General features: G+C 68.5%; 23 protein-coding genes. 12 read left to right on the forward strand and 11 right to left on the reverse strand.

Annotated elements, in window-relative coordinates; genetic code table 11:
• Window positions 1–13: 13 nt before the first annotated feature.
• Window positions 14–1,948 carry a heavy metal translocating P-type ATPase gene (locus QZV84_RS03445; protein WP_292825344.1) on the reverse strand — a complete coding sequence of 645 codons (1,935 nt, stop codon included), beginning with the start codon at window positions 1,946–1,948 and terminating at the stop codon, window positions 14–16.
• 99 nt (window positions 1,949–2,047) lie between these two features.
• Here QZV84_RS03445 and QZV84_RS03450 point away from each other — a divergent pair, with 99 nt between their 5' ends.
• Both QZV84_RS03450 and QZV84_RS03455 read left to right on the forward strand, forming a co-directional pair.
• A complete protein-coding gene (locus QZV84_RS03450; RefSeq protein WP_292825346.1) occupies window positions 2,048–2,428 on the forward strand; it encodes a VOC family protein in 381 nt (126 codons plus the stop codon).
• Between the two features lie 44 nt (window positions 2,429–2,472).
• Window positions 2,473–2,949: a YbaK/EbsC family protein gene (locus tag QZV84_RS03455; RefSeq protein WP_292825349.1), complete on the forward strand. Its 477-nt coding sequence runs from the start codon at window positions 2,473–2,475 to the stop codon at window positions 2,947–2,949.
• A 231-nt stretch (window positions 2,950–3,180) separates the two neighbouring features.
• On the opposite strand, the gene QZV84_RS03460 is transcribed toward QZV84_RS03455, so the two are convergent.
• The 7 genes from QZV84_RS03460 to QZV84_RS03490 form a co-directional block, all read right to left on the reverse strand.
• Window positions 3,181–3,651, reverse strand: coding sequence for a histidine phosphatase family protein (locus QZV84_RS03460; RefSeq protein WP_292825352.1), 471 nt, complete (start codon window positions 3,649–3,651; stop codon window positions 3,181–3,183).
• Window positions 3,648–3,776, reverse strand: a complete 129-nt coding sequence (locus QZV84_RS03465) for a hypothetical protein (protein ID WP_292825355.1) — start codon at window positions 3,774–3,776, stop codon at window positions 3,648–3,650. The genes QZV84_RS03460 and QZV84_RS03465 overlap by 4 nt, the downstream gene beginning before the upstream one ends.
• A 34-nt stretch (window positions 3,777–3,810) precedes the next feature.
• Window positions 3,811–4,155, reverse strand: a complete 345-nt coding sequence (locus QZV84_RS03470) for a gamma-glutamylcyclotransferase family protein (RefSeq protein ID WP_292825358.1) — start codon at window positions 4,153–4,155, stop codon at window positions 3,811–3,813.
• 88 nt (window positions 4,156–4,243) lie between these two features.
• The gene (locus QZV84_RS03475; RefSeq protein ID WP_292825361.1) at window positions 4,244–5,515 is read right to left on the reverse strand and encodes a DUF445 domain-containing protein; all 1,272 of its coding nucleotides are present in this window, start codon (window positions 5,513–5,515) and stop codon (window positions 4,244–4,246) included.
• Window positions 5,512–6,696, reverse strand: a complete 1,185-nt coding sequence (locus QZV84_RS03480) for an acyl-CoA dehydrogenase family protein (protein WP_292825364.1) — start codon at window positions 6,694–6,696, stop codon at window positions 5,512–5,514. Before QZV84_RS03480 ends, QZV84_RS03475 begins: the two co-directional genes overlap by 4 nt.
• 103 nt (window positions 6,697–6,799) lie before the next feature.
• Window positions 6,800–7,558 carry an alpha/beta hydrolase gene (locus QZV84_RS03485; RefSeq protein WP_292825367.1) on the reverse strand — a complete coding sequence of 253 codons (759 nt, stop codon included), beginning with the start codon at window positions 7,556–7,558 and terminating at the stop codon, window positions 6,800–6,802.
• Between the two features lie 120 nt (window positions 7,559–7,678).
• The gene (locus QZV84_RS03490) at window positions 7,679–8,884 is read right to left on the reverse strand and encodes an MFS transporter (protein ID WP_292825370.1); all 1,206 of its coding nucleotides are present in this window, start codon (window positions 8,882–8,884) and stop codon (window positions 7,679–7,681) included.
• A 358-nt stretch (window positions 8,885–9,242) separates the two neighbouring features.
• Between QZV84_RS03490 and nrdH the strand changes: the two genes are divergently transcribed.
• The 8 genes from nrdH to QZV84_RS03530 all read left to right on the forward strand — a co-directional run bounded on the left by nrdH (window position 9,243) and on the right by QZV84_RS03530 (window position 21,350).
• Complete coding sequence (nrdH, locus tag QZV84_RS03495) at window positions 9,243–9,476, forward strand: glutaredoxin-like protein NrdH (RefSeq protein ID WP_091709149.1); 234 nt, start codon at window positions 9,243–9,245, stop codon at window positions 9,474–9,476.
• A gap of 85 nt (window positions 9,477–9,561) precedes the next feature.
• Window positions 9,562–9,987, forward strand: a complete 426-nt coding sequence (gene nrdI, locus QZV84_RS03500) for a class Ib ribonucleoside-diphosphate reductase assembly flavoprotein NrdI (protein ID WP_292825450.1) — start codon at window positions 9,562–9,564, stop codon at window positions 9,985–9,987.
• Window positions 9,969–12,128 carry a class 1b ribonucleoside-diphosphate reductase subunit alpha gene (gene nrdE / locus QZV84_RS03505; RefSeq protein WP_292825376.1) on the forward strand — a complete coding sequence of 720 codons (2,160 nt, stop codon included), beginning with the start codon at window positions 9,969–9,971 and terminating at the stop codon, window positions 12,126–12,128. The genes nrdI and nrdE overlap by 19 nt, the downstream gene beginning before the upstream one ends.
• A gap of 62 nt (window positions 12,129–12,190) precedes the next feature.
• Entirely contained in the window at window positions 12,191–13,165 is a 975-nt protein-coding gene (gene nrdF, locus QZV84_RS03510) for a class 1b ribonucleoside-diphosphate reductase subunit beta (RefSeq protein WP_292825380.1), read from the forward strand.
• Window positions 13,166–13,322: 157 nt separating this feature from the next.
• Window positions 13,323–14,585 carry an MFS transporter gene (locus QZV84_RS03515; protein ID WP_292825383.1) on the forward strand — a complete coding sequence of 421 codons (1,263 nt, stop codon included), beginning with the start codon at window positions 13,323–13,325 and terminating at the stop codon, window positions 14,583–14,585.
• Window positions 14,586–14,743: 158 nt separating this feature from the next.
• The gene (locus QZV84_RS03520; RefSeq protein WP_292825386.1) at window positions 14,744–15,169 is read left to right on the forward strand and encodes a PAS domain-containing protein; all 426 of its coding nucleotides are present in this window, start codon (window positions 14,744–14,746) and stop codon (window positions 15,167–15,169) included.
• 144 nt (window positions 15,170–15,313) lie between these two features.
• Entirely contained in the window at window positions 15,314–18,643 is a 3,330-nt protein-coding gene (locus QZV84_RS03525; RefSeq protein ID WP_292825389.1) for a DEAD/DEAH box helicase, read from the forward strand.
• Between the two features lie 121 nt (window positions 18,644–18,764).
• Window positions 18,765–21,350 carry an ATP-dependent Clp protease ATP-binding subunit gene (locus tag QZV84_RS03530; RefSeq protein WP_292825392.1) on the forward strand — a complete coding sequence of 862 codons (2,586 nt, stop codon included), beginning with the start codon at window positions 18,765–18,767 and terminating at the stop codon, window positions 21,348–21,350.
• A 94-nt stretch (window positions 21,351–21,444) separates the two neighbouring features.
• On the opposite strand, the gene QZV84_RS03535 is transcribed toward QZV84_RS03530, so the two are convergent.
• Window positions 21,445–22,203, reverse strand: a complete 759-nt coding sequence (locus QZV84_RS03535; protein ID WP_292825395.1) for an EI24 domain-containing protein — start codon at window positions 22,201–22,203, stop codon at window positions 21,445–21,447.
• Window positions 22,204–22,277: 74 nt separating this feature from the next.
• Here QZV84_RS03535 and moaA point away from each other — a divergent pair, with 74 nt between their 5' ends.
• Window positions 22,278–23,345, forward strand: coding sequence for a GTP 3',8-cyclase MoaA (moaA, locus tag QZV84_RS03540; protein WP_292825398.1), 1,068 nt, complete (start codon window positions 22,278–22,280; stop codon window positions 23,343–23,345).
• On the forward strand, window positions 23,338–23,583 hold the full coding sequence (locus QZV84_RS03545) for a MoaD/ThiS family protein (protein WP_292825401.1): 246 nt from the start codon (window positions 23,338–23,340) through the stop codon (window positions 23,581–23,583). The genes moaA and QZV84_RS03545 overlap by 8 nt, the downstream gene beginning before the upstream one ends.
• 4 nt (window positions 23,584–23,587) lie before the next feature.
• Here QZV84_RS03545 and QZV84_RS03550 read toward each other — a convergent pair whose 3' ends face one another.
• Window positions 23,588–24,004 carry a molybdenum cofactor biosynthesis protein MoaE gene (locus tag QZV84_RS03550; RefSeq protein WP_292825404.1) on the reverse strand — a complete coding sequence of 139 codons (417 nt, stop codon included), beginning with the start codon at window positions 24,002–24,004 and terminating at the stop codon, window positions 23,588–23,590.
• Window positions 23,997–24,498 (reverse strand): molybdopterin-binding protein (locus QZV84_RS03555; RefSeq protein ID WP_363331861.1); only part of this gene is annotated, 502 nt, incomplete at its 5' end. The genes QZV84_RS03550 and QZV84_RS03555, both read right to left, overlap by 8 nt.

The following is a 24,498-nucleotide window of genomic DNA, read 5'->3' on the forward strand; positions in this document are numbered from 1 at the left end:
GGCGCCGACGACGCTATGTCGTCACGCGCTCGGCATGCGTCGACTGCGACTCGTCCAGCCCGCTGGGCGGCCCGGTCAGCGCGCGCAGCGCATACAGGATCGTGGCGAGGTCGACCAGCTCCTGGATGAGCGCGCCGGCGACCGCCGGGATCACCCCCGTGGCGGCGACGAGCATCAGCGCGATGCTGATCGCGATCCCCATCCAGATCGCAGCGTAGGCGACGCGAAGGGTGTGACGGCCGATCGAGACGGCGTCGACGACCTTCGCGAGGGAGTCCTTGAGAATTACGGCGTCTGCCGCATCGCCCGCCGCGGTCGCGCCTTTCGCCCCCATCGCGATGCCGATGTCTGCCGCGGCGAGTACAGGGGCGTCATTCACGCCGTCGCCGACCATGAGCACGGGTCGCGGGCGAAGCTCGGCGGCCAGATGCACCTTCTCGGGGGGCAGCAGCTCTGCGTGGACCTCGGTGATGCCGACCTCGTGCGCGATGCTGGCGCCCGTGGCGTGTGCGTCACCGGTCAGCATCACGATCCGCTCGACGCCGTGGTCGCGCAGCCACGAGACGACCGCGGGCGACTCCGGCCGGACGTCGTCCGCGAGTACGAGGACGCCCGCGAAGCGACCGTCGACGGAGACGTATGCAGCGGCCTGTCCGGGCTCGAGGTCGGCGCGCTGCGTGTCGGGAGCAAGGGACGCGACATAGGCGGGTTTGCCGACGACCACCGTGCGCCCGCCGATCGTCGCAGTCACGCCGTTGGTCGCGACTTCGCCCGCTTCGGTCGCGGCGCCGATCTCCAGCCCCCGGTCGGCTGCCGCTCGGCGGATGCCCTCGGCGAGCACGTGAGACGAGTACTGCTCCGCGGATGCTGCGAGCCGCAGCACCTCATCGGCGTCGAACCCGATGGTGGGTCGCACGTCGATGAGATCGGGCCGCCCCTGAGTCAGGGTGCCGGTCTTGTCGAATGCAGCCGAGCGCACCCGTGCGAGCTGCTCGATCACCGCGCCGCCCTTGATGATGATCCCGGCTTTCGCGGCGCGTGAGAGGCCGCCGAGGAACGCGACCGGCGCGGCGATCAGCAGTGGACACGGGGTGGCCAGTACGAGGACTTCGGCGAACCGCGTCGGGTCGCCCGAGATGCCCCATGCGGCCCCGGCGATCACGAGGGAGACCGCGGTGAACGGGATCGCGAACCGATCGGCGAGGCGGACGACCGGGGCGCGTGACTCCTGGGCTTCCCGCACGAGGGCGACGATCTGCTGATACTGGCTGTCGGTGCTGCGCCGGATCGCCCGGATGCGCACGGCACGCGACCCGTTGACTGCGCCGGAGAGCACCTCCTCGCCGGCGGCTCGGGAGACGGGCATGCTCTCGCCGGTCAGCGACGATTCGTCGAACGAGCCCGACTCGCTCAGCAGCACGCCATCGACCGGGACGATCTCCGAAGGCCGGACGAGCAGGACGTCCCCGATCCGCACGTCGTCGGCTGCGACATCCGTCACTTCGTCACTGTTGCCGCCCGACCCTACGATCACGTGCGCGATCTGCGGCGAACGGTCCAGCAGGGCGGTGAGTTCCTTCTTGGCGCGGCGGCCCGCGTAATCCTCGAGTGCTTCTCCGGTGGCGAGCATGAGCACGATGATGAGCGCCGCCACGTATTCGCCGACGGCGAGGGTGGCCACCATCGCGACGACGGCCAGAATGTCGAGGCCGACGTGCCCCCGCATGACGTCGCGGACCATGCCCACCAGCGTCCACACGATGAACCCGGACACGTACAGCGTCGCGACCCAGCGGCTCGCGTTGTCGAGGCCGTTCAGGCTCAGTGCCAGAACGGCGATTCCCACGATGAGGGTGATCGTGATCACGGGGTAGCGCGTGAGAGCGCGAAGCAGACGGCGCACATGCCCAGCCTGCCGCGTCCACGGGCTCGGCGCCAGCAAGGGCATGCTCGCCTCGTCGCCTGCGCGGCACCCGTCTATCGGCGCGCACCGCACCGGAGTACCCTCTGCGCTGGGGATGCAGTCAACGCAGGAAGGGGGACGAACATGTTCGAAGATGCACGGGGCGTCGCCGTGATAGCGGCGTCCGATCTGAATCGGGCCCGATCGTTCTATGAGGGTGTACTGGGGTTGCCGGTAGCGGAAGAGATACCGGACGGCGACACGGTGTTCTATCTGATGGGGGGGACCCCGCTGATGGTCTACCAGACCGCCTACGCCGGTACCGCGAAGAACACCGTGTTCGCGCTGGAGACGAAGGACCTCGCCGGTGACATGGCGACGCTGCGGGAGAAGGGAGTGGCCTTCATGGACTACGACTTCCCGGGGCTGAAGACCGTCGACGGCGTGGCCGAGCTTCCGGGCGAGAACAGTGCCTGGTTCTCGGACAGCGAGGGCAACATCCTCGCGCTGAGCCAGCGGACCTGAGCGGCACCGCGTCGCGTGGGAGCCGATCGGCCTATTCTGAACGGATGACCGATCAGCTCCCTGCGCGCAGCCGCATCGTCCATGAATCGCTGCGCGCCGCCGGGATCGGCGGCGACATCGTCGTGCTTCCGGATGCCGCATCCACCGCTTCGCTCGCCGCCGCGGCGCTCGGCGTCGAGGTCGGCGCGATCGCGAACAGTCTCGTGTTCTGGTCTGACGGGGAACCGCTCCTGGTGATGACCAGCGGGGCGCACCGCGTCGACACCGCGGCGCTCGCCGAACGCATCGGGCGCGAAAGCATCCGTCGCGCGTCGGCGGAGCAGGTGCGGGGCGCCACCGGTCAGGCGATCGGCGGCGTGGCGCCCACCGGGCACCCGGAGCCGCTGCAGACGGTGGTCGACGAGGACCTGGCCGCGTACCCGGAGATCTGGGCGGCGGGCGGTACCCCGCACACGGTCTTTCCGATGACCTTCGCTGAACTGGTGGCGCTGACCGGCGGAAGCGTGGTCAAGGTCGACTAGTGCCCGCACCCCCGATGAGGCGGCTGAACTCCGCCGCCGGGACGACGAGCCGTGCGGTCGGTGGAGGGCGCGGCATCCGGATCCAGGCCCCCCGGCATCGGCGCATAACTCCTGCAGTTACGCGGCGGCTGCCGCGTCGGCGGCAGTGATGGCGCGGCTCAGCCCGATCGCGCCGACGATCTTGCAGGAGTTATGCGCCCGGACGGGCGGAGACGGCCCATCAACCAGTGCTCAGCGCGGGCTGTCGAAGGTCCAGTCCACCGGATCCACCGCGTCCAGAACGTCCCAGTCGTCCTGATCCCAGGTGAAGCTCGCCACGGCGCACGTCGGCATGTGACCGATGCCGTCGCCGGAGAGCTGCGCGGCGAGGTCGGTGATCCCGGGGTCGTGCGCGACCACGAGGACTCGTCGGGCGGCGCTCGCCGCCGCCTTCGCGAGCAGCGTGCGCCCGGGCGCCCCGTAGAGGTCGGGGTCGAGGTTGACGGCTGCGCCGAGCTGCGCGGCGAACGCCTCCGCGGTCGTGCGCGCCCGCAGCGCGGTGCTGGAGAGAATCACCTCGGGCCGGAAGCCGGTCTCGGCCAGCGCCCGCGCCATGCGCGGGGCATCGCGCAGTCCGCGGTCGTTGAGCGGGCGGTCGTGGTCGTCGATCGACGGGTTTGTCCAGTCGGATTTCGCATGGCGCACCAGAACGAGTCGGATCATTCGCGCGTCCCCAATCCTGCGATCAGCTCGAGCATGATCAGCGCGAGGTCGATGTCACCCTGGTACGAGGCCGGAGCCGGCCGGTCGCCGGCGCGCGGCCAGAGTCCGTCACGGGGGAGAGCCACGGTTCGACGCTACTGCGGCGCGCCACCGCGCGGGTCAGATCGAGACGTACACCCAGGCGGCGCGGCGACTCTGCAGCTGCACCTCGATGCGCCGGTACAGCTCGACCTCGTACTCGTCGGCGGCGTCGAGCTCGTCCTCGGTGATCCACAGCACCTTGCCGGTGACCTTGTCGAGCGTGTTGCCGGTCGGCCGCACGATCGGGTGCACCGCGAGCCCCGACAGATCGACCACGCGCGGGTCTTCGATCTCGGCGTAGTCGACCGTGTAACCCGGGAGGGCATCGTCTTCGACCGCGATGAGCCGTCCGAACGTGTCGAGCTGCACGTCGGGCATCTGGAGCGTGCCATAGCTGAAGAGGAGCTGATCGGGATCGGCCACGGCATCAGGGTACTCCGCCGGATCGCCGTGGCCCAGGGGGTATGACGCAGGTGACGGAGTGTTCACCTGGGCGAAACCCGCCGTGCGTTCACGGGAGCAGGGCGTGCGCGATCGTGTAGATGGCAAGGCCGGCGAGCGCCCCGACGACGGTGCCGTTCAGGCGGATGTACTGCAGGTCGCGCCCGACCATCAGCTCGATCTTCTCGGTGGTCTCGGCGGCGTCCCAGCGCTCGATCGTGTCGGTGATGATCGATGCGATGTCGTGGCGGTAGCGGTCGACGAGGAACACAGCGGCATCGGTCACCCAGCCGTCGACGCGGCGCTGCAGCGCGGCATCCGTCGTCAGTCGCGTGCCGATCTCGCCGACCGCCTGGGCGATGCGGCGACGCAGACCGCTCTGCGGGTCGGCGAGCGAGTCGAGCAGCCCCGCCTTCGCGGTGTTCCAGGCTTCGGCGGCCAATTCGCGTACGCGCGGGCTGTCGAACAGCGTCTCCTTGGTCTCTTCGAGCCGTGCCATCGTCACCGGGTCGTGCTGCAGGTTCTCGGCGAGACGATCGAGGTAGCCGTCGATCGCGATGCGGGCCGGATGCCGCGGGTCGGCCTGCACGGCGGCGACGAACTTGACGGCCTCGTTGTAGACGGTGTCATCGACCAGGCGGGACGCGATCGAGGGCACCCAGGCGGGCAGCCGGTGCGAGACCAGCCCCGAGAATGACGCGTGGTTGGCGGCGAGCCAGGTCGCAATGCTGTCGATGCCCAGGTCGACGGCGCCGTGGTGGGCGCCGGACTCCACGATGCGGCCGAGCCACCCGCCGAGCGGGAGACCCCAGTCGGGCGAGATGAGGTGCTCCCGGGCGAGGTCTTCGATGAGGTCGTTCACGTCGTCGTCGCTGAGGGCGCCCAGCACCGCAGCTGCCAGGAGCGACGCCTCGGCACCGACGCGCTCGGCATGCTCGGAATCACTCAGCCACTCGCCGAGGTTCGCGGCGATGGCGGTCTCCTCGAGTTTGGTGCGCACGACGTCACCGCGCAGGAACTCGGTCTCGACGAACTCGCCGAGGGTCTGACCGATCTCGTCCTTTCGGCTCGGGATGATCGCGGTGTGCGGGATCGGGATGCCGAGCGGATGCCGAAACAGCGCGGTCACCGCGAACCAGTCGGCCAGCGCGCCGACCATGCCGCCCTCGGCGAACGCGCGGACGTACGCGAGCGGCGGATACTGCTCCTGCAGCGCGAAGGCGATCACGAACAGCACCGCCATGAAAACGAGCCCCCCGAGCGCGACGCCCTTCATGACCTGCAGGCCGCGGCGGCGCTTCTGATCGGCGGGACTCAGCGCGGCAGTCGGGGTGCGGCTCATGAGGCGGCCGGTCCCTCGAGTGGGCCCAGCCACGCACTGGCGGCCGTGGCGTGCGCCGACTCGGGATCGGACGGGTGGAAGAGCCCGGCCAGCACGTCGCGATAGAGCCGGCTGAGCTCGTTGGAGGAGAAGTACGACGAGCCGCCCGAGACCAGGATCGCGTCATCGACCACCCGTTTGGCCATGGTCACCGCCCGGTGCTTCACTCCCGACAGCAGCGAGAACCAGCGGCCGCCGTGATCGACGAGCCCGTCGACGTCGCGGCTCAAGGTGGCCAGCTCGGGCGGCAGCGCGTCGTACGCGAGCGCCATGTCGGCAATGCGCCAGCGGATGTCCGGGTCTTGGCTGTAGGTCAGCCCGGTTTTCTTGGACCGTCGGGTGCCCGCCGTCTGGACGGCGAGGTCGAGCGCGCGCCGGGCGATGCCGGTGTAGACCGAGGCCAGCAGGATCTCGAACACGCTGAAGATGCCGAACACCATCGGGTCGGGGCTCGGCCCGGGCGCGATGCGCCGGACGACCCGGTCCGCGGGGGCGACTGCGCCCTGCAGCAGTGTGGTGCGGGACTGGGTGGCGCGCATGCCGAGCGTGTCCCAGTCATCCTTGACGGCGAGGTGGCCCTCGGCCTCCTCCGAGCGCGGCACGAACGCGTAGACCAGCTTCGGAGCGTCGGCCGAGGTGGTGTCGAGGCCATGCAGCCCGAGCTGCGTCCAGACCGGTGAGAGGGAGGTGAAGATCTTCGTGCCCGTGAACGCGTACGAGCCATCGGCCCGGGGTGCGGCATCCGTGTCGCTGCCGGACAGCACCAGATCGTTGCCTGCCTCGCTGATGCCGAACGCGAAGACCTCGCCCGCCGCGGCGCCCGTCTGCACGAAGCGCAGGTCGTCGATCCCGCGGTCGGCGAGCACTTTCGCGACGCCCGTCCACACCAGGTGCATGTTGATCGCGAGGGCAGTGGCGGGCGCGGCACCGGCCAGGCGCTGCTGCAGCACGGACGCGTCGGCGAGCGTGAGCCCGGCGCCACCGAGTTCTTGCGGAACGAGGATCGCGAGATAGCCGGCGGCCGCGAGCTCGGCGAGGTCCCGCTCGGGGAACGTGTTCTCGCGATCGTGGACCGCTGCCCGCTCGCGGAGGCGCGCGAGCAGATCGTCGGGAAGGATGCCGGTCGGGTCGAAGTCGCTCACCCTGCCATTCTCCCTTCGCCGTGCCACGATAAGCGCAAAGCCGCAAGGAGAGCACCGATGTCCCGCCCGTGGGCGCTGATCGGCGGATGCCGGGCGGCGGGTCTCAGCCGGCGATGACCCTCAGGAACTCGGTGATCGTGGCTTCGGGCTTGTCGCGGTGCGGCGAGTGGCCGGCGCCCGGCACCACCGACATGGCGATCACGGGATTGGCGAGCACCTGTTCGGCGAGCGCACCCGTGAAGATCGAGTAGACCTCCGGGTCGGAGCCGATGACGTGGGTCGGCACGGTCAGGCGGGCCGCGGCATCCCTCTCGTCCCATTCGGGGTTCTGAACGATCGTCTGCGCGACGGCCCACCGGCTGGCCTGCTCGGCCGACAGCGCCTTGAGCTCTACGTCGTGCTCGTGCCAATGCGGGTGCTCGGCGCGGACCGCGGCCAGCGTCGAGTCGGCGAACGAGCGCTCCTGGCTCGTCCTCACCATGCTGCGGTCGCGCGGGGCGAGCTGGATCGCCGGGTCTATCAGGATCAGGCGTCGGGTCCAGCCGGGGTCGGATGCCGCCACCGCTGTCGTGGCCGCTCCTCCGAGCGAGTGCGCGACGACGAGATCCCATGTCATGCCCTCACTCGGACGGGTCGCGCTCAGATCGGCCGCGTACGCGGCGATCGAGTAGTCCAGGGCGCGAGGTGCGAGGCCGTGCCCGCGCAGGTCGACGGCCTCGGCATGCCAGCCCGCATCGGCCAGAGCGACGCCGAACCGCCACATCAGGGCGCCGTTCGAGCCGAGCCCGTGCACGAGCAGGGCGCGCCGATCGGAGGACGGATCGCCCCACGACAACCGGGGCAGCGTGATGGGTGCGGGCATGCCCACAGCTTATGAGCGACCCGGGTGCCACTCATGCCGGGTCATGATGGCGGGCATGATCTCGACGTAGACGGCAGTCGCCCTGCGCGACCGGGTGCTCGGGTTTCGGAGCGGCTCAGATCACGTGATGGTGCCGACCGGTTCGGTGTCGGGCATCGGGCTGGGGTCGCGGAGGCGGAGGTCGGGGAACCATCGCACGCAGGCGACGGCGACGCCGGTTCCCACGATCGCGAAGACCGCAGCCGCCCAGTACGCGCCCTGCGGACCGACCCCGTCGATCAGGAACCCCGCGATCGCGGATCCCGCCGCGGCGCCGATGAGCTGGCCGGTGCCGATCCACCCGTAGGCTTCGGCCGTCTCGCTGAACTTCACGCTCGCGCTGGTCATCGCGAACAGCACGGCGAGCGCCGGGGCGATGCCGATGCCCGCGAGCAGCAGCGTGCCGCCCAGCCAGAAGATGTCGAGCGAGATCACCGTGAGCGAGAGGCCGACCGCGACGATCGCCAAGCGGCGCGCCATCGCCCAGCGCCCGATCGGGATGTGACCGAACGACAGACCGCCGGCGAGGCTGCCGATCGAGAAGATGGCCAGCAGGATTCCGGCCTCGAGCCCGCCGTGGGCGAAAGTGGCGACGACGCCGGCCTCGACCGCCGCGCACGCGCCGATCAGGAGCACGCCGATGACGGTCGCCAGCAGCACCTGCGGTTTGGCGAGCACCTTGCCGAGGCTGCGGCGGCTGCGTGGAATGCGCACGCGCCCGACCTCGGGGGAGAGGACGAACCACGTGCCGCCGCTGATCAGGATCACCACGATCAGCAGCAGCGCCTGCACCGTGCCGACCTGCGTCGCGACCAGGGTGATGACCACCGGCGCGACGATCCAGATCACTTCCTGCAACGAGGCGTCGAACGAGAACAGCGGGGTGAGCTGGCGCGAGGTGACCATCTTGGGGTAGATCGTGCGGACGGCGGATTGCACCGGGGGAGTGGACAGGCCCGCGATGAGTCCGAGCGCCATGTACACCGGGACGATCGTCTCGAACAGCGCGATCGCCGTGATCGCGAACGCGCAGATCACGAGCGTGGTGGTCAGCACCCGGCGCATGCCCCACACGCCCATCCAGCGGCTCGTGACCGGCCCGGCGATGGCCTGGCCGACCGAGGTCGCGCCGAGCACGAGGCCGGCGGCGCCGTACGAGCCGGTGACGTGCTGGATGTGCAGCAGGATCGCGAGGCTCGTCATCCCGTTCGGGAATCGCGCCGTCAGCTGCGCGGCCATGATGCGCGCCACCCCCGGCGTGCGCAGAAGATCCCGGTAGCCCGCCACCCGACAACGCTACCGGCCCGGGTCTCAGGCTGCGACAGGCTGCGACACGCCCGAACGTGCATTCCACAGCCAATCCGATGTCGGCACCCACCCGTATGTTCGCAGCAGTGGACAGACGCGGCCGCGGCGTCGGAAACCGGCATGTTTCAGGGTTTTTCCAGGTTCGCGATGAACTGCTCTCCTGTGGATGAAACGGTGGACAACCTGTGTTGTACATGTGGAGAGCGGTGCAAAACTACACCGATGTAACTACTAGCCCTTGTGGTGCTATCCATTGTCCGTACCCATATGTAGTATTGGACTCCCGGTGGGGGCCTACCGGATGCAAAACACGAATTTGAGGGAGAACGGGTCACACATGTCGATCACCGTCTACACCAAGCCCTCCTGCGTTCAGTGCACGGCGACGTATCGCGCACTTGATTCGAAGGGCATCGAGTACGAGGTTCTGGACCTATCGCAGGACCCCGCCGCCCTCGAGCAGGTCAAGGCGCTGGGCTACCTCCAGGCGCCGGTCGTCATCACCGATGAGGACCACTGGTCGGGATTCCGTCCCGACAAGATCGACGAGCTCGCCAGCCGTCTCGCATAGCGGTCCAGCCGTGGGCGTTTCCTCTGCCACCGGGTCTCGATACGCCGCCTTCGGCGGCTACTCGACCGCCGACGAGCGAGAGGAAGTGCCGCTGCTCGTGTACTTCTCGAGCATCTCCGGCAACACCGCGCGCTTCGTCGAGAAGATCCAGGCGAAGCTCGGAGCACGCGCGGTGCGGATCCCTCTCCACTCGACGGATGCCGACCTCGTCGTCGATGAGCCTTTCGTGCTCGTGACCCCGACGTACGGCGGCGGTCAGGGCCGGGGCGAGGAGAAGGGCGCCGTGCCGAGGCAGGTCATCCGGTTCCTCAACGACGAGCAGAACCGCAGCCTCATCCGCGGAGTCATCTCGGCGGGCAACACCAATTTCGGCGAGCACTTCTGCATCGCCGGCGAGATCATCAGCCGCAAGTGCCACGTGCCGCACTTGTACCGGCTCGAACTGTTCGGCACACCCGAAGACGTGGACCGCGTGAGCGAAGGATTGGAACGATGGTGGAAGCTGCAGTGAAGGAACAGGCGGCGTTCAAGGCGGACGCGCGTTTCGAGGGCATGGACTACCACTCCCTCAACGCGATGCTCAACCTGTACGACGAGAACGGCAAGATTCAGTTCGACGCGGACAAGCGCGCGGCGCGGGAGTACTTCCTGCAGCACGTGAATCAGAACACGGTGTTCTTCCACTCGCTCAAGGAGCGCCTCGACTACCTGGTCGAGAAGGAGTACTACGAGCCGTCGGTCCTCGCGAAGTACCCGTTCGAGTTCATCCAGAAGCTCAACGACCTGGCCTACTCGAAGAAGTTCCGCTTCGAGACCTTCCTCGGCGCGTTCAAGTACTACACGAGCTATACGCTCAAGACCTTCGACGGCAAGCGCTACCTCGAGCGCTTCGAAGATCGCGTCGTCATGACCGCCCTGGGTCTCGCCGACGGCGACCAGAAGCTCGCCACGAACCTCGTCGAGGAGATCATCTCGGGCCGCTTCCAGCCGGCCACCCCGACGTTCCTGAATTCCGGCAAGGCGCAGCGCGGCGAGCTGGTCTCGTGCTTCCTGCTGCGCATCGAAGACAACATGGAGTCGATCTCGCGCGGCATCAACTCGTCGCTGCAGCTCAGCAAGCGCGGCGGCGGCGTCGCGCTGCTCCTGTCGAACATCCGCGAGTCGGGCGCCCCGATCAAGCAGATCCAGAACCAGTCCTCGGGCATCATCCCGGTCATGAAGCTCCTCGAAGACAGCTTCAGCTACGCCAACCAGCTCGGCGCGCGGCAGGGTGCGGGCGCGGTGTACCTGAGCGCGCACCACCCCGACATCATGCGGTTCCTCGACACCAAGCGCGAGAACGCCGACGAGAAGATCCGCATCAAGACGCTCTCGCTCGGCGTCGTGGTGCCCGACATCACGTTCGAGCTCGCCAAGAACGGCGAGGACATGTACCTGTTCTCGCCGTACGACGTCGAGAAGGTGTACGGCGTGCCGTTCGGCGACATCTCGGTCACCGAGAAGTACCGCGAGATGGTCGACGATGCGCGCATCAAGAAGACCAAGATCAACGCCCGCGAGTTCTTCCAGACGCTCGCCGAGATCCAGTTCGAGTCGGGCTACCCGTACATCATGTTCGAAGACACGGTGAACCGCGCCAACCCGATCAAGGGCCGCATCAACATGTCCAACCTCTGCAGCGAGATCCTGCAGGTGAACACGCCGACCACCTACAACGAGGACCTCTCGTACAAGGAGATCGGCAAGGACATCTCGTGCAACCTCGGCTCGATGAACATCGCGCTGTCGATGGATGCCGATGACCTCGGCCAGACGGTCGAGACCGCGATCCGCGCCCTCAGTGCGGTCAGCGAGCAGAGCCACATCGCCTCGGTGCGCTCGATCGAGGACGGCAACGACCGGTCGCACGCGATCGGCCTGGGCCAGATGAACCTGCATGGCTACCTCGCCCGCGAGCACGTCTACTACGGGTCCGAAGAGGGCATCGACTTCACGAACATCTACTTCTATACGGTGCTGTTCCACGCGCTGCGTGCATCGAACAAACTCGCGATCGAGAAGGGTCGCGCGTTCGACGGCTTCGAGGATTCCACCTACGCCAGCGGCGCCTTCTTCGACAAGTACATCGACCGCGCGTGGGCCCCCGAGACCGAGAAGGTCACCGAGCTTTTCGCCGGCAAGCACATCCCCACGCAGGAGGACTGGACCGCGCTGAAGGCCAGCATCCAGCAGCACGGCATCTACAACCAGAACCTGCAGGCGGTGCCGCCCACCGGTTCGATCTCGTACATCAACAACTCGACCTCGTCGATCCACCCGATCGCGTCGAAGATCGAGATCCGCAAAGAAGGCAAGCTCGGCCGCGTCTACTATCCGGCCGCGTTCATGAGCAACGACAACCTGGAGTACTACCAGGACGCGTACGAGATCGGCTACGAGAAGGTCATCGACACATATGCCGCGGCCACCCAGCACGTCGACCAGGGACTCTCGCTGACGCTGTTCTTCAAGGACACCGCCACCACCCGCGACATCAACAAGGCTCAGATCTACGCCTGGCGCAAGGGCATCAAGACGATCTACTACATCCGCCTCCGGCAGATGGCCCTCGAGGGCACGGACATGTCCGAGTGCGTCTCGTGCATGTTGTGACGCGTGCCGGTGGTCGAGTAGCCCCGTAGCGGCGTATCGAGACCCGACAAGAAAGAACTCCGATGACTGAGAAACTTCCATTGCTCACCCACGTGCAGGCCATCAACTGGAACCGCATCGAGGACGAGAAGGACCTCGAAGTGTGGAACCGTCTCGTGAACAACTTCTGGCTGCCCGAGAAGGTGCCGCTGTCCAACGACATCCAGTCGTGGAACACGCTGACGCCTGACGAGCAGCTGCTCACGATGCGCGTGTTCACCGGGCTCACGCTCCTGGACACGATCCAGGGCACGGTCGGTGCCGTCTCGCTCATCCCCGACGCGATCACCCCGCATGAAGAGGCCGTCTACACGAACATCGCGTTCATGGAGTCGGTGCACGCGAAGTCGTACTCGTCGATCTTCTCCACGCTGTGCTCGACGAAGGAGATCGACGAGGCGTTCCGCTGGTCGGTGGAGAATCCGAACCTTCAGAAGAAGGCTCAGATCGTCATGGACTACTACCGGGGCGACAACCCGCTCAAGCGCAAGGTGGCCTCCACCCTGCTCGAGAGCTTCCTGTTCTATTCGGGCTTCTACCTGCCGATGCACTGGTCATCGCGGGCCAAGCTCACCAACACGGCTGACCTGATCCGCCTGATCATCCGCGACGAGGCCGTGCACGGGTACTACATCGGCTACAAGTTCCAGAAGGGTCTCGAGCGGGTCAGCCAGTCCGAGCGCGACGAACTCAAGGACTACACGTTCTCCCTCCTGTATGAGCTCTACGACAACGAGGTGCAGTACACGCAGGACCTCTACGACGGCGTCGGCCTGACCGAAGACGTCAAGAAGTTCCTGCACTACAACGCCAACAAGGCACTCATGAACCTCGGCTACGAGGCGATGTTCCCGTCGTCGGTCACCAACGTGAACCCGGCGATCCTGTCAGCCCTCTCACCGAACGCCGACGAGAACCACGACTTCTTCTCGGGGTCGGGTTCGTCGTACGTCATCGGCAAGGCAGAGGCCACCGAAGACGAGGACTGGGACTTCTAGAGCATCACCCAGACGAGCCCGAGCGCGGCAGTATGCCGAGGCCGTGCCACCCGAATCGTCTTGACGTCGCCGCTCCGACGCCAATACTGTGCACCTTACCCGCCGGTTCATCGGTGAACCCGCGAGTACGGATATTCATGCCAGCAAAGGAGCTGAGATGTATCGATGGATATTGCTGGGTGCGCTGTGTCTGGTGTACCTGTTCGGAATAGGACCAGCGTTCTACGGGTTCGGGGTCGCGCTCACCCCGACGGCTGAGGCGCTCGGTCTGTCGCGCGCACAGGCATCACTGGGATATTCGCTGCTGGCTCTGACACTGGGATTGGCCGGGCCGCTGGTCGCATGGCTCATCGGGCGGATCGGTTCCCGCTGGACCATCTTCGTCGGCGGCCTCGTCGCAGCTGGCGGCGCCACGCTGGTGGCCACCACGAGCGCCTACCCGCTGTATCTGATCGGGGCGGGGGTGCTGCTCGGGCTCGGTGTGGCGATGCAGACGATTCTTCCGGGCACGACGATGGTGACGAACTGGTTCGCGCGACGCCGATCGCTCGCCATGGGGATCTTCCTCACCGCTGGTGGTCTCGGCGGCTTCATCGCTGCTCCCACGATCAGCAGCCTGATCGCGGCGACCGGCACCTATCGCACGGCATGGTGGGCGATAGCCGTCTCGGGCGTCATCGCGGGTGTGATCGGGCTCGTGTTCGCGCGTGACAAGCCCGAGGACATGGGTCTGGCGCCCGACGGCGTCGCGCAGGGCGCCGCGGCGGGCGTCGCACAGGGCGCCGCGACGGCGCGGGTCTATCAGACCCCGCGGGAGTGGGGTGTGGGTGCGGCGCTGCGGACCCCCACCTTCTGGATGATCGTCGCCGCCAGTTCGGTGTTCGGCCTGGGTCTTCAGATCGTGAACAGCCAGCTGGTGGCGCATCTGAGTGCTCTGGGTGTGACCGCGGGAGTGGCGGCCGGCGCGCTCGGCACGATGGCGCTGCTCAGCGCCGTGTCGAGACTGATCGGCGGTCCGATCGGTGACCGTGTCGAACCCCGGATGCTGCTCGCGGTCGGCCTGATCGGGCAGCTGGCAGGGGCTTTGCTGCTGGTCAGTGCGAGCGACACGGTGCTCGTCTACACCGCCGTTGTCGTGTTCGGCGTCGGGTACGGCGTCGCATTCGTGGCCGTGCCGTCGTTGATCGCCAACTACTTCGGCCGGGAGGCCTACCCTCGCCTGTACGGCATCCGGTTGCCGATCGCGACCGTCGTCGGCGCGATCGGCCCGGTCGCCGCCGGGCTGGTCTTCGACGCCGTCGGGTCGTACACCATGGTGTTCATCGGATACGCCGTCCTGGCCGGTGTCGCAGCGGTGATCGCATTCCTGGCCCGACCAGTGTCGGCGCCCGAGCCGGTCCCCGTGGCAGACCCCGTCTGAGCGCATGAGGGACGGGGGGTCGCCTTCGGGGACCCCCGTCCCCCGCGTCGCGCTCCTGCGGGCGCCGCGGAAATCCGCGACACGGCGGCGCGACCGCTGTGATAGAACGGAGAGCGTCACACATCCCGGGGCTCAACGGCGCGCGAGAGGGAGTCTGCATGGAATTGGACGAGGCGGCGCTCGGCGCCGCGATTCTCGAGGGACCGGATGCGGTGCTGGCCGCTGACCGGGAGGGGATCCTGCGGTTCTGGAATTCCGGCGCGGAGCGCGTCTTCGGATTTCCGCGCGCCGAGGCGGTCGGGCGGTCGCTCGACCTGATCATTCCGGAGCGCCTGCGTCCGCGGCACTGGGAAGGCTGGTTCAGGGTGGCGCAGACCGGTCACAGCCGGTACGGCAGCGGCGACCTGCTGGCGGTGCCCGCGCTCCATGCCGATGGGCACACGTTGTCGGTCGAATTCACGATTCACATCATCACCGATTCGAACCACGAGGTGCAGGGCATCGGCGCAACGCTGCGGGATGCGACCTCGCGATTCCAGGAACTACGCGATCTGCGCCGCCGGCTCGCTGACGCAGGGCTCTGAGGCGCCGCCTGAAGTTCCCCGGATCAGGAGTGTCGTCGAACCCACCGAGGTGCGGCTGAGCAGGTCGACCAGTTCGGGCTCTCGATCTCGCATACCGGGGACGCCGGAGTCGCGCGTGTCGGCGGCGCCTGGAACGATAGGCGTATGGATTACTGGCACGAGGTCGCGCGGTCCATCGGGGCCGGTTACTACGATCACGCCCGGGCACTGGTCGCGGCAGGGCGCGTGACGCTCGTCGACATCGATTCCGACGCGCACCAGACCTCGGTCGACGCGGTGGTGCGCGATACCACGCAGCGTGGTGACGAGGTGCGGGTGGTCTCGTTCGTCATCGAACCGGCGCGCCGAGCCCTGAGCGCATACTGCAGCTGCGAACAGGCGCCCGAGTGCGCTCATGTGGCTGCCGCGCTGCTGGCCGTGTCCGAGGCTGGGTCCGGCGAAGATGCGGGAGCTTTCGGGCCGGCGGCATCCGCGCCCCGACGGGTCGCGCCGCCCTGGCAACGCGCGCTCGATCAGCTGCTGCCGACCACAGCAGACGACGGCGCCGGCCTCTGCCTGTTCGTCACGGTCGACGACCCCGGCCGGGCAGGGCGCTGGAGCCGGTCGCGGCGGGGTCCGGCTCTCGTCGCCCGTCCGGGCATGCGCGGAGCCCGAGGCGCTTGGATCAAGGGGCAAGCCCGGTGGAGGAACCTCGACGCTCTGCGGGCCGATCGCGCGGCACTCGACCTGCTGCGCGAACTCGACGTTCTCGACGCCGATGACTATTCGTGGAGCTACGGCTATCGCGACGACGAATGGATGCGGCTCGACCGCCTTCCTTCTCGCACGCTGTGGTCGCTGCTGAACGACCTGCAGGCGGCAGGCGTCGCGATCGTCTCGCCCGGCAAGGCGCAGCATCCGGTGCAGTTGACCGGCGCCGCACTCGCTCCACGGATCGCGGTCACCGAGAGCCGCAGACGCCTCGCGGTGCGAGGAGAGCTGGTGCCGGTTGAGCGGGAGGCGCAGCAGAATGCCGTGGGCTTGCCGGCGCCGTGGGAGCCGGACGCGCCGATGCTGCTGGTCGGCGACCCCGCGATCGCCATCGCGCGCGTCAGCGGCGCCGGCACAGCCGACGAGCGCGCCGTGCTGCACCGCATCCATCCGCCGCTGATCCCGGCGATGCGCGACCTGCTGGCACAAGCGAAGCCGGTCTCGATCGACGTGGAGGGGCGCGACAGGTTCGAGCGCGAGTACCTGCCCCGGCTGCAGGCGATCGCCCCGGTCACCTCGCCGGACGGCAGCTATGCCGTCCCGGCCCCGCCCCAGACCGTGCTCGAGCTGCGCATCGACCATGGCGACCGGCAGACTCATCTCAGCTGGCGATGGGACCGCTTCGGCGGCAGCATCCGTCCCGACCCCGCGAACGAAGCTCGCATCATCGACGCGGTACGCACAGTCGCCGGCAGTCACGCCGAGACGCTGCTGCGGACGACCGCGGGCGCAGCGGCGGCGACTGGCGGTGCCGCTCCGCCCGATCAGACCCTCAGCGGCGCCGCATCCGTCCTCTTCGTCGCCGAAGTCCTTCCGGCGCTGCGCACCCTCGACGGGGTGCGGGTGACCGAGAACGCCGAGGCCCCCGTGTTCCGCGCAGCATCGGCCGCTCCCGATGTCACCGTCAGCGCGCAGCCCGACGCGCGCGACTGGTTCGATCTCAGCGTCCAAGTGAGCATCGACGGCGAAGACGTCGAGTTCGCCACCCTGTTTCGCGCGCTCAGCGCGAACGAGCCGATCCTCGTGCTGCCCAGTGGCACCTACTTTCCGCTCGACACCCCTGAACTGCTGCGCCTGCGCGAGCTCATCGCCGAAGCCAGCGCTCTCTCCGATCGCCCGGCGACGGCACCGCGGGTCAGCCGCTACCAAGCCGACCTCTGGGAGGAGCTCGTCGAACTCGGCGTCGTCGCCCGGCAGGAGATCGAATGGTGGATGCGGGTGCGCGGCCTCTCGGACCACGACCAGCTCGCGCAGATCGACCCGCCGCCGACCCTGCGCGCCGAACTGCGCGACTACCAGCGCACCGGGCTCTCGTGGCTGCACTTCCTTCGCACGCACCAGCTGGGAGGGGTCCTCGCCGACGACATGGGGCTCGGGAAGACGCTGCAGACGATCGCGATGATCGAGAAGGCCCGCGTCGATGGCGCGGCGTCCGCGGGGGACGACGGGTCGGATGCCCCGAACACCGCAGCGACCGATTCGGATGCGCCGTTCCTGATCGTCGCGCCGACGAGCGTCGTCGGCAACTGGGCGACCGAATGCGCACGGTTCGCTCCCGAACTTCGCGTCTCGACGATCACCGCGATGGGGGCGCGGCGCGGGACGGCGCTCGCCGACGAGGTTGCCGGGGCGCACGTGGTCGTCACCAGCTACGCCCTCTTCCGTCTCGAGTTCGAGGCCTACGCCGGCCTCGAGTGGCAGGGTCTCATCCTCGACGAGGCGCAGCAGATCAAGAATCCGTCGTCGCAGGGCTACAAGTGCGCGCGCATGCTGGACGCGCCTTTCACGCTCGTGATCACCGGAACCCCGCTCGAGAACAACCTGCTCGAGCTGTGGGCTCTCGTCTCGCTGGCCTGCCCCGGTCTGCTCGGCAGTCGCCGCAGCTTCACCGAGCATTACCGCACACCCATCGAACGCGGTCACGACAGCGAACGACTTCGCACGCTGCAGCGCCGCATCCGCCCGTTCCTGCTGCGCCGCACGAAAGAGCTCGTGGCTTCCGAGCTGCCACCCAAGCAAGAGCAGGACCTCGTGCTCGACCTTCACCCCGCCCACCGTCGCATATATGACCGTCGACTCACGCGTGAACGGCAGAAGGTGCTGGGCCTGGCCGAGGACATGAACGCCAACCGGTTCGAGATCTTCCGCTCTCTCACCCTGCTGCGCCAGCTCGCCCTCGCTCCCGACCTCGTCGACGAGGGTGAAGCGCCGTCGGCGAAGATCGACGCACTCGTGGAACTGCTCGTAGAAGCATCCGCCGAGGGCCACCGCGCCCTCGTGCTCAGCCAGTTCACGCGGTTCCTCGCCCGTGCCCGAGCTGCGGTGACCGAGGCCGGCATCGCCTCTGCCTACCTCGACGGGTCCACGACCAACCGCGCCGCGGTCATCGACGGGTTCCGCACCGGGGATGCGCCCGCGTTCTTCGTCTCGCTCAAGGCAGGTGGTGTCGGGCTCAACCTCGTGGAGGCCGATTACGTCATTCTGCTCGACCCGTGGTGGAACCCCGCGGTCGAAGCGCAGGCCATCGACCGGGCGCACCGTATCGGGCAGACTCGCCCGGTGATCGTCTACCGACTCGTGGCCAAAGGCACGATCGAGGAGAAGGTCATGGCGCTCAAGTCCAGCAAGGCGCAACTGTTCGACCGGGTGCTCGGCGGCACCGGCGCCGACGACGCCGTCGCCGGCGGGCTCACCGTCGACGACATCCGCAGCCTGGTCGACTGAGTGCCGCTCAGCCCGCAGATGACCAAGCCGGGAATAGTCTTCGAACATTCCTGTTCAACTTGATACGACTATGCTCAAGTATAAACTTGACACGTATCGACTCAAGTTCTACAGGAGAGAAATGCCCGAAGACTTCACCCCCAAGGACGGCGAGAACGGCTCGAGTGCGTTCGACGAGTTCCTCGCGCGCTACCTCGATGGTGAGCGCGCCCGCGCGTCGCGGTCGATCGACCTCACGCGCTTCTTGAGTCTGCGCACGCAGGAGTTCCTGCAGCAGGCCGGCGCATACGCGCTCGAGCGCGGACAGCGTGAACTCGATGCCCTGCACGTGCTGAGGGTGCTGGTCGGCGAGTCGCCGGCGAAGGATGCCGTCGAGCGGGTGGGGGCCGACCCGGGCGCAATCGCCCGTGCGGTCGAGCAGCGTCTGCCTCAGGCAACCGACTCCGCCGACGTCGACGGGGCCGTCGTCACGACGTCCGTCCAGCGCGCGCTCTTCCACGCCTTCCAGGTGGCGCGCTCGTCGGGTTCGACGTACGTCGACCCCGAGCACCTGTTCTTCGCGCTCGTGCTCGGCCAGGACACGCCCGCGGGTCAGATCCTCGCGCAGGCGGGGGTCACCGCCGAGGCGCTGCTGCAGGGCGCACGCGAAACCGTGACGCCGAGCGGCGCGACCGCGACCGACCGGAAGCCCGACGCCGCGGCATCCGAGACTCCGATGCTCGATCGGTTCGGCACCGACCTGACCGCGCTCGCCCGTGCGGGTTCTCTCGACCCGGTGATCGGGCGCGAAGACGAGATCGAGCAGACGATCGAGATCCTGAGCCGGCGCACGAAGAACAACCCCGTGCTGGTGGGCGAGGCCGGGGTGGGCAAGACCGCGATCGTCGAGGGCCTGGCCCAGGCGATCGTGGCCGGCACGGTGCCCGAGCAGCTGCGCGACAAGCGCGTCGTCTCGCTCGACCTGCCGGCGATGCTGGCGGGCACCCGCTACCGCGGCGACTTCGAGGAGCGACTCACCAAGACGATGGACGAGGTCGCGGGCCTTTCGCGCGAGCTGATCCTGTTCGTCGACGAGGTGCACACGGTCGTCGGAGCCGGCGGCGGCGGCGAGGGGTCGATGGATGCCGGCAACATCCTCAAGCCGCGCCTGGCCCGCGGCGACCTGCACTTGGTCGGCGCGACCACCCTGAAGGAGTACCGCGTCATCGAGAAGGATCCCGCTCTGGAGCGGCGGTTCCAGCCGGTGCGTGTCGGTGAGCCGAGCCTGGAGGATGCCGTCCTCATCCTTCGCGGGCTGCGCCCCGCGTACGAGGAGCACCACGGCGTCTCGTTCACGGATGCCGCGCTGCGCGCCGCAGTCGAGCTGAGCGATCGCTACCTGCCCGATCGGGTGCTGCCCGACAAGGCGATCGACCTCATCGACCAGGCCGGCGCCCGTCTGCGCCTGCGGCTCGGCGTGCCCGTGGACGTGTCGGGTCTCATCGAGCGGCTGGCCGACCTCGAGGCGGACAAGAACGCCGCCGTGAGCGCGGAGAAGTACGAGGACGCCTCGCGCATCCGCGATCTGATCGTCGAGGTACAGGCGCGCCTCGATGAGGCGACCTCGCGTACTTCTGCAGGCTCCGGCGCCGATCTGGCGGCAGTCGTGGACGAGCCCGAGATCGCCGCGGTGATCAGCCGCGCCACCGGCATCCCTGTCAAGCGCCTGACCGAGTCCGAGCGCGAGCGCCTGGCCGCCCTCGAGGACGAGCTGCACGCGCGCGTGATCGGGCAGGACGACGCGGTGACCGCGGTCGCCAAGGCCGTGCGGCGCAACCGCACCGGCATGGGCGATGCGCACCGGCCGGTCGGTTCGTTCCTGTTCCTCGGCCCGACCGGTGTCGGCAAGACCGAGCTCGCCAAGGCGCTCGCCGTCAGCCTGTTCGACGCGCCTCCTTCAGGGACCGAGACCGCGGTGATCCGCTTCGACATGAGCGAGTTCGGCGAGCGGCACACCGTTTCGCGTCTGGTCGGCGCCCCTCCCGGATACGTCGGGTACGACGAGGCCGGACAGCTCACCGAGCGCGTACGCCGCAACCCGTACTCGATCGTGCTGTTCGACGAGATCGAGAAGGCACACCCCGACGTGTTCAACCTGCTGCTGCAGGTGCTCGACGACGGTCGGCTGACCGACGGACAGGGACGCACAGTCGATTTCCGCAACACCGTGATCGTGATGACCTCGAACATCGGCAGCGAATTCCTCGCGTCGCGTTCCGGCGCGATCGGCTTCATCGCCGACGGCGGCGGGGCGACGGGCTTCGGCAGTGAAGACGACCTGCGGGTGCGGGTGATGGGCCGGCTGCGCGAGGCGATGCGCCCGGAGTTCCTGAACCGCATCGATGAGATCGTGCTGTTCCGCAAGCTCGACAAGCCCGAGCTGCGCGAGATCGTGCGCCTCATGCTCGGTGCGACCGAGCGCCGCCTGTCGAGTCGTGAGGTCGGTTTCGAGATGACGGATGCCGCGATCGACTGGCTGGTCGAGCATGGCTACGAACCCGAGTACGGGGCCCGTCCGCTGCGCCGGCTCATCCAGCGCGAGGTCGACGACCGCATCGCGGAGCTGTTCGTGAGCGGAGCACTCGTCGACGGCGGCGCGGTGACGGTGGACGCCTCAGCCGGCGAGCTGCTCGTCACCAGCGGTCACGTCCTGGCCGTCGCCATCTGAGCCCGGCCCCGCGGATTGGGGGACGATTCCTCCCTCGGGGCGCGAAGACTGCGCGCCCCGAGGGAGGAACCCGGCCCCGCTCCCGGAGGGGGAGTCAGCGGTCGGAGAGCGAATCGGGCTTCAGGAGCGAGCGGGCAAGGCCCGTCGCCCCGGCGACGGCGGCGGGCATCGTGACGACTGCGCCGAGCGGAATCATGAAGCACAGTTGCGTCGCCACGCCGAATCCGAGCACACGGGCCCGATGCCGACGCATCAGAACTCGCCGGGCAGAGTGGTCCAGACCGCGCGAGCTGAGTGCCCGGGCCGACAGCTCGTCCGCGATCAGCCACCCGGTCAGGAGCACGGCGAACACGGTCGCCAGCACACCCCCCACCGCGGGGATCAGCCCGAGCAGGGCGGCCAGGATCGCGATCGCGACGCCGCGCACGAACAGCCCAAGTCCGTCGCGCATCGAGCGCCAGAAACCGTAGTCGGCGTCGATCGCGGCCTCGCCATGCATTTCATCAGCATGATCCCGCTCCACGGATCGCCAGATGCGCTCGTAGAACGGCTCGCCGACGATCAGCGTCAGCGCGGTGAACGACACCGCCACCAGCACGATGGCGGCACCCGCCAGGGCGGTGCCGATCGTCGCGCGAATCACCGTGGCCCACAGACCCGGCCAGCCGTCGGCGAACGGCGTGATGGCGACGGTGATCCCCGGAAGGGAAACCGCGAAGGCGATGATCCCCGAGAGCAGCAGGATGCCGACGATGGCCGCGGGAACCAGCCCGAGCGCCATCAGGCCCGGCCTGCGGCGCCAGTAGGCGAATCCGCGGCCCAGCAGCGTCATGCCTCTCACGAATTCCCGCACCGGCTCAGCCTTTCATGGGAGCCCGCCCTTTCATGGCAGGCCGCCCATTCATGGGAGGCGCCTAGGCTGAACACATGTCGACGCTGTCGCTCGGGATGCCGCGGATCCACCGCGATCCGACGAGCGCGCCCGACACCACGGGGCGTCCCGACATGCCGGGACTCGTCGACACCTTCGGTCGCGTCGCCCGCGACCTGCGGATCTCGGTCACAGAGAAGTGCTCGCTGCGCTGCACCTACTGCATGCCCGCCGAGGGTCTTCCCAGCGTCCCGAAGGCCGATCTGCTGACCGCAGTGGAGATCGCGCGACTCGTCGGCATCGCAGGCCGTGAGCTCGGCATCCATGAAGTGCGCTTCACCGGCGGCGAGCCTCTCACCCGCGCCGACCTCGTCGAGATCATCGCGCTGTCCTCTGCCGCCTCGCCCGGGATGCCGATGTCGATGACGACGAACGGCATCGGGCTCGACAAGGTCGCCACACGCCTGGTCGAGGCTGGACTCGGCCGTGTCAATGTCTCGGTCGACACCATCGACCGAGAGCACTTCGCCCGTCTGACCCGCCGTGACCGTCTGCCGGCCGTGCTGGCCGGCATCGACGGCGCCGTGCGCGCCGGACTCGGACCGATCAAGCTCAACGCCGTGCTGATGCGCGAGACGCTCGAGGACGCGCCGCAGCTGCTGGAGTGGGCGATCGAGCGCGGACTTCGGCTTCGGTTCATCGAGCAGATGCCGCTGGATGCCGACGCCGCCTGGCGTCGCGCGAACATGGTTCCGGCGGCCGAGCTCGTCGAGGTGCTGTCACGCCGGTTCACGCTGGCCGAGACTCTCCGCGAAGATCCGTCCGCGCCGGCCGAGGAGTGGCTTGTGGACGGAGGTCCGGCGACGGTAGGCATCATCGCCTCTGTCACCCGTTCGTTCTGCTCCGCATGCGATCGCACCAGGATCACCGCCGAGGGCACGGTGCGCTCGTGCCTTTTCGGTGACGATGAGACCGACCTGCGGGCGCTGCTGCGCGGCGGGGCGACCGATCGCGAAATCGCCGACCGATGGCGCGCGGCGATGTGGGGCAAGCAGGCCGGGCACGGCATCGCCGACCCCGGATTCGTACCGCCGGAGCGTTCGATGGGCGCGATCGGTGGCTGAGGTGCGCGTGCGGTACTTCGCGGCCGCCGCGGAAGCCGCAGGCCGCACCGACGAGACCCTCGAGGTCTCCGGGGCCACCGTGGGAGCCCTGCGCGATGCGCTCGCGTCCCGATACGGTGAGGCGATGGAGCGCGTGCTGCGTACCGGCTCGATCCTGGTCGACGGCGTCGTGAGCCGCGACCGCGAGCGCGCACTCGGCGCCGCGGCCGACGTGCTGCCCCGGTTCTCGGGCGGCTGAGTCCCTACAGGCCGACCCATTCGGTCGTGCCCTCGGCGAGGTGCTGCCGCTTCCAGATCGGCGTGCGCTCCTTGACCAGGTCCACGAGCCGGCCGCACACCGCGAACGCCTCCGCGCGATGGGGGGCGGCAACCGCGGCGACCAGTGCGACATCGCCGATCTCCAGGGCACCGACACGATGGATCACCGCGACGCGCAGGCCGGAGGCACCCGCGATCTCTGCGCACACGGCCGCCAGGAAGCTCTGCGCGTCGGGGTGCGCCTCATAGTCGAGCGCGTGCACCGAGGCACCGTGGTCGTGGTCGCGGACGACCCCCTCGAAGACGACGAGCGCGCCGTCGGCCGTGGTCGTCACGAACGCCTCCGCGGCTGCCCTGTCGATCGGCCGATCGGTGATCAGCGCGAGGAAGGGCTCAGCCATGCCTGCCCCCGGCGACCTGATCCAGCACGTGTGCGAGCAGCGGCTCGAGCACGTCGAGGCCGTCGCGCACGCCGCCGGGCGATCCGGGCAGGTTCACGATCAGGGTGTCGCCCGCCAGGCCCGCGATCGCGCGGCTGAGCGATGCCGTCGGCACCGCTTCACGGCCGGCCGCCCGGATCGCCTCCGCGATGCCCGGGAGTTCGAGATCCAGCAGCGCGCGCGTCGCTTCGGGCGTGCGGTCCTGCGGGTGCAGGCCGGTGCCTCCGGTGGTCAGCACGACATCGGGTGCGGCATGCACGATGCTCCCCAGCGCGGCGGCGACCTCCACGTCGGGGGTCACGACCGCGTCGGCCCCGCTGAACCCCCGTGCCCGCAGCCAGTCGACGATCAGCGGACCAGTCGTGTCGACGCGAGTGCCCGCGGCGGCCCCGGTCGATGAGACGAGCACGGCGGCGGTGCGTCCGGCTCCGATCTGAGCGATGTCGTGCGGCGCG

Source organism: Microbacterium sp. (genome assembly GCF_011620715.1).
GTDB lineage: Bacteria > Actinomycetota > Actinomycetes > Actinomycetales > Microbacteriaceae > Microbacterium.

Bases quoted from the DNA above. Each gene is read 5' to 3' on its own strand.
- QZV84_RS03445 (WP_292825344.1), bottom strand. From the start codon at position 1,948: ATGCCCTTGCTGGCGCCGAGCCCGTGGACGCGGCAGGCTGGGCATGTG.
- QZV84_RS03450 (WP_292825346.1), top strand. From the start codon at position 2,048: ATGTTCGAAGATGCACGGGGCGTCGCCGTGATAGCGGCGTCCGATCTG.
- QZV84_RS03455 (WP_292825349.1), top strand. From the start codon at position 2,473: ATGACCGATCAGCTCCCTGCGCGCAGCCGCATCGTCCATGAATCGCTG.
- QZV84_RS03460 (WP_292825352.1), bottom strand. From the start codon at position 3,651: ATGATCCGACTCGTTCTGGTGCGCCATGCGAAATCCGACTGGACAAAC.
- QZV84_RS03475 (WP_292825361.1), bottom strand. From the start codon at position 5,515: ATGAGCCGCACCCCGACTGCCGCGCTGAGTCCCGCCGATCAGAAGCGC.
- QZV84_RS03485 (WP_292825367.1), bottom strand. From the start codon at position 7,558: ATGCCCGCACCCATCACGCTGCCCCGGTTGTCGTGGGGCGATCCGTCC.
- nrdH (WP_091709149.1), top strand. From the start codon at position 9,243: ATGTCGATCACCGTCTACACCAAGCCCTCCTGCGTTCAGTGCACGGCG.
- nrdE (WP_292825376.1), top strand. From the start codon at position 9,969: ATGGTGGAAGCTGCAGTGAAGGAACAGGCGGCGTTCAAGGCGGACGCG.
- nrdF (WP_292825380.1), top strand. From the start codon at position 12,191: ATGACTGAGAAACTTCCATTGCTCACCCACGTGCAGGCCATCAACTGG.
- QZV84_RS03515 (WP_292825383.1), top strand. From the start codon at position 13,323: ATGTATCGATGGATATTGCTGGGTGCGCTGTGTCTGGTGTACCTGTTC.
- QZV84_RS03520 (WP_292825386.1), top strand. From the start codon at position 14,744: ATGGAATTGGACGAGGCGGCGCTCGGCGCCGCGATTCTCGAGGGACCG.
- QZV84_RS03525 (WP_292825389.1), top strand. From the start codon at position 15,314: ATGGATTACTGGCACGAGGTCGCGCGGTCCATCGGGGCCGGTTACTAC.
- QZV84_RS03530 (WP_292825392.1), top strand. From the start codon at position 18,765: ATGCCCGAAGACTTCACCCCCAAGGACGGCGAGAACGGCTCGAGTGCG.
- moaA (WP_292825398.1), top strand. From the start codon at position 22,278: ATGTCGACGCTGTCGCTCGGGATGCCGCGGATCCACCGCGATCCGACG.
- QZV84_RS03550 (WP_292825404.1), bottom strand. From the start codon at position 24,004: ATGGCTGAGCCCTTCCTCGCGCTGATCACCGATCGGCCGATCGACAGG.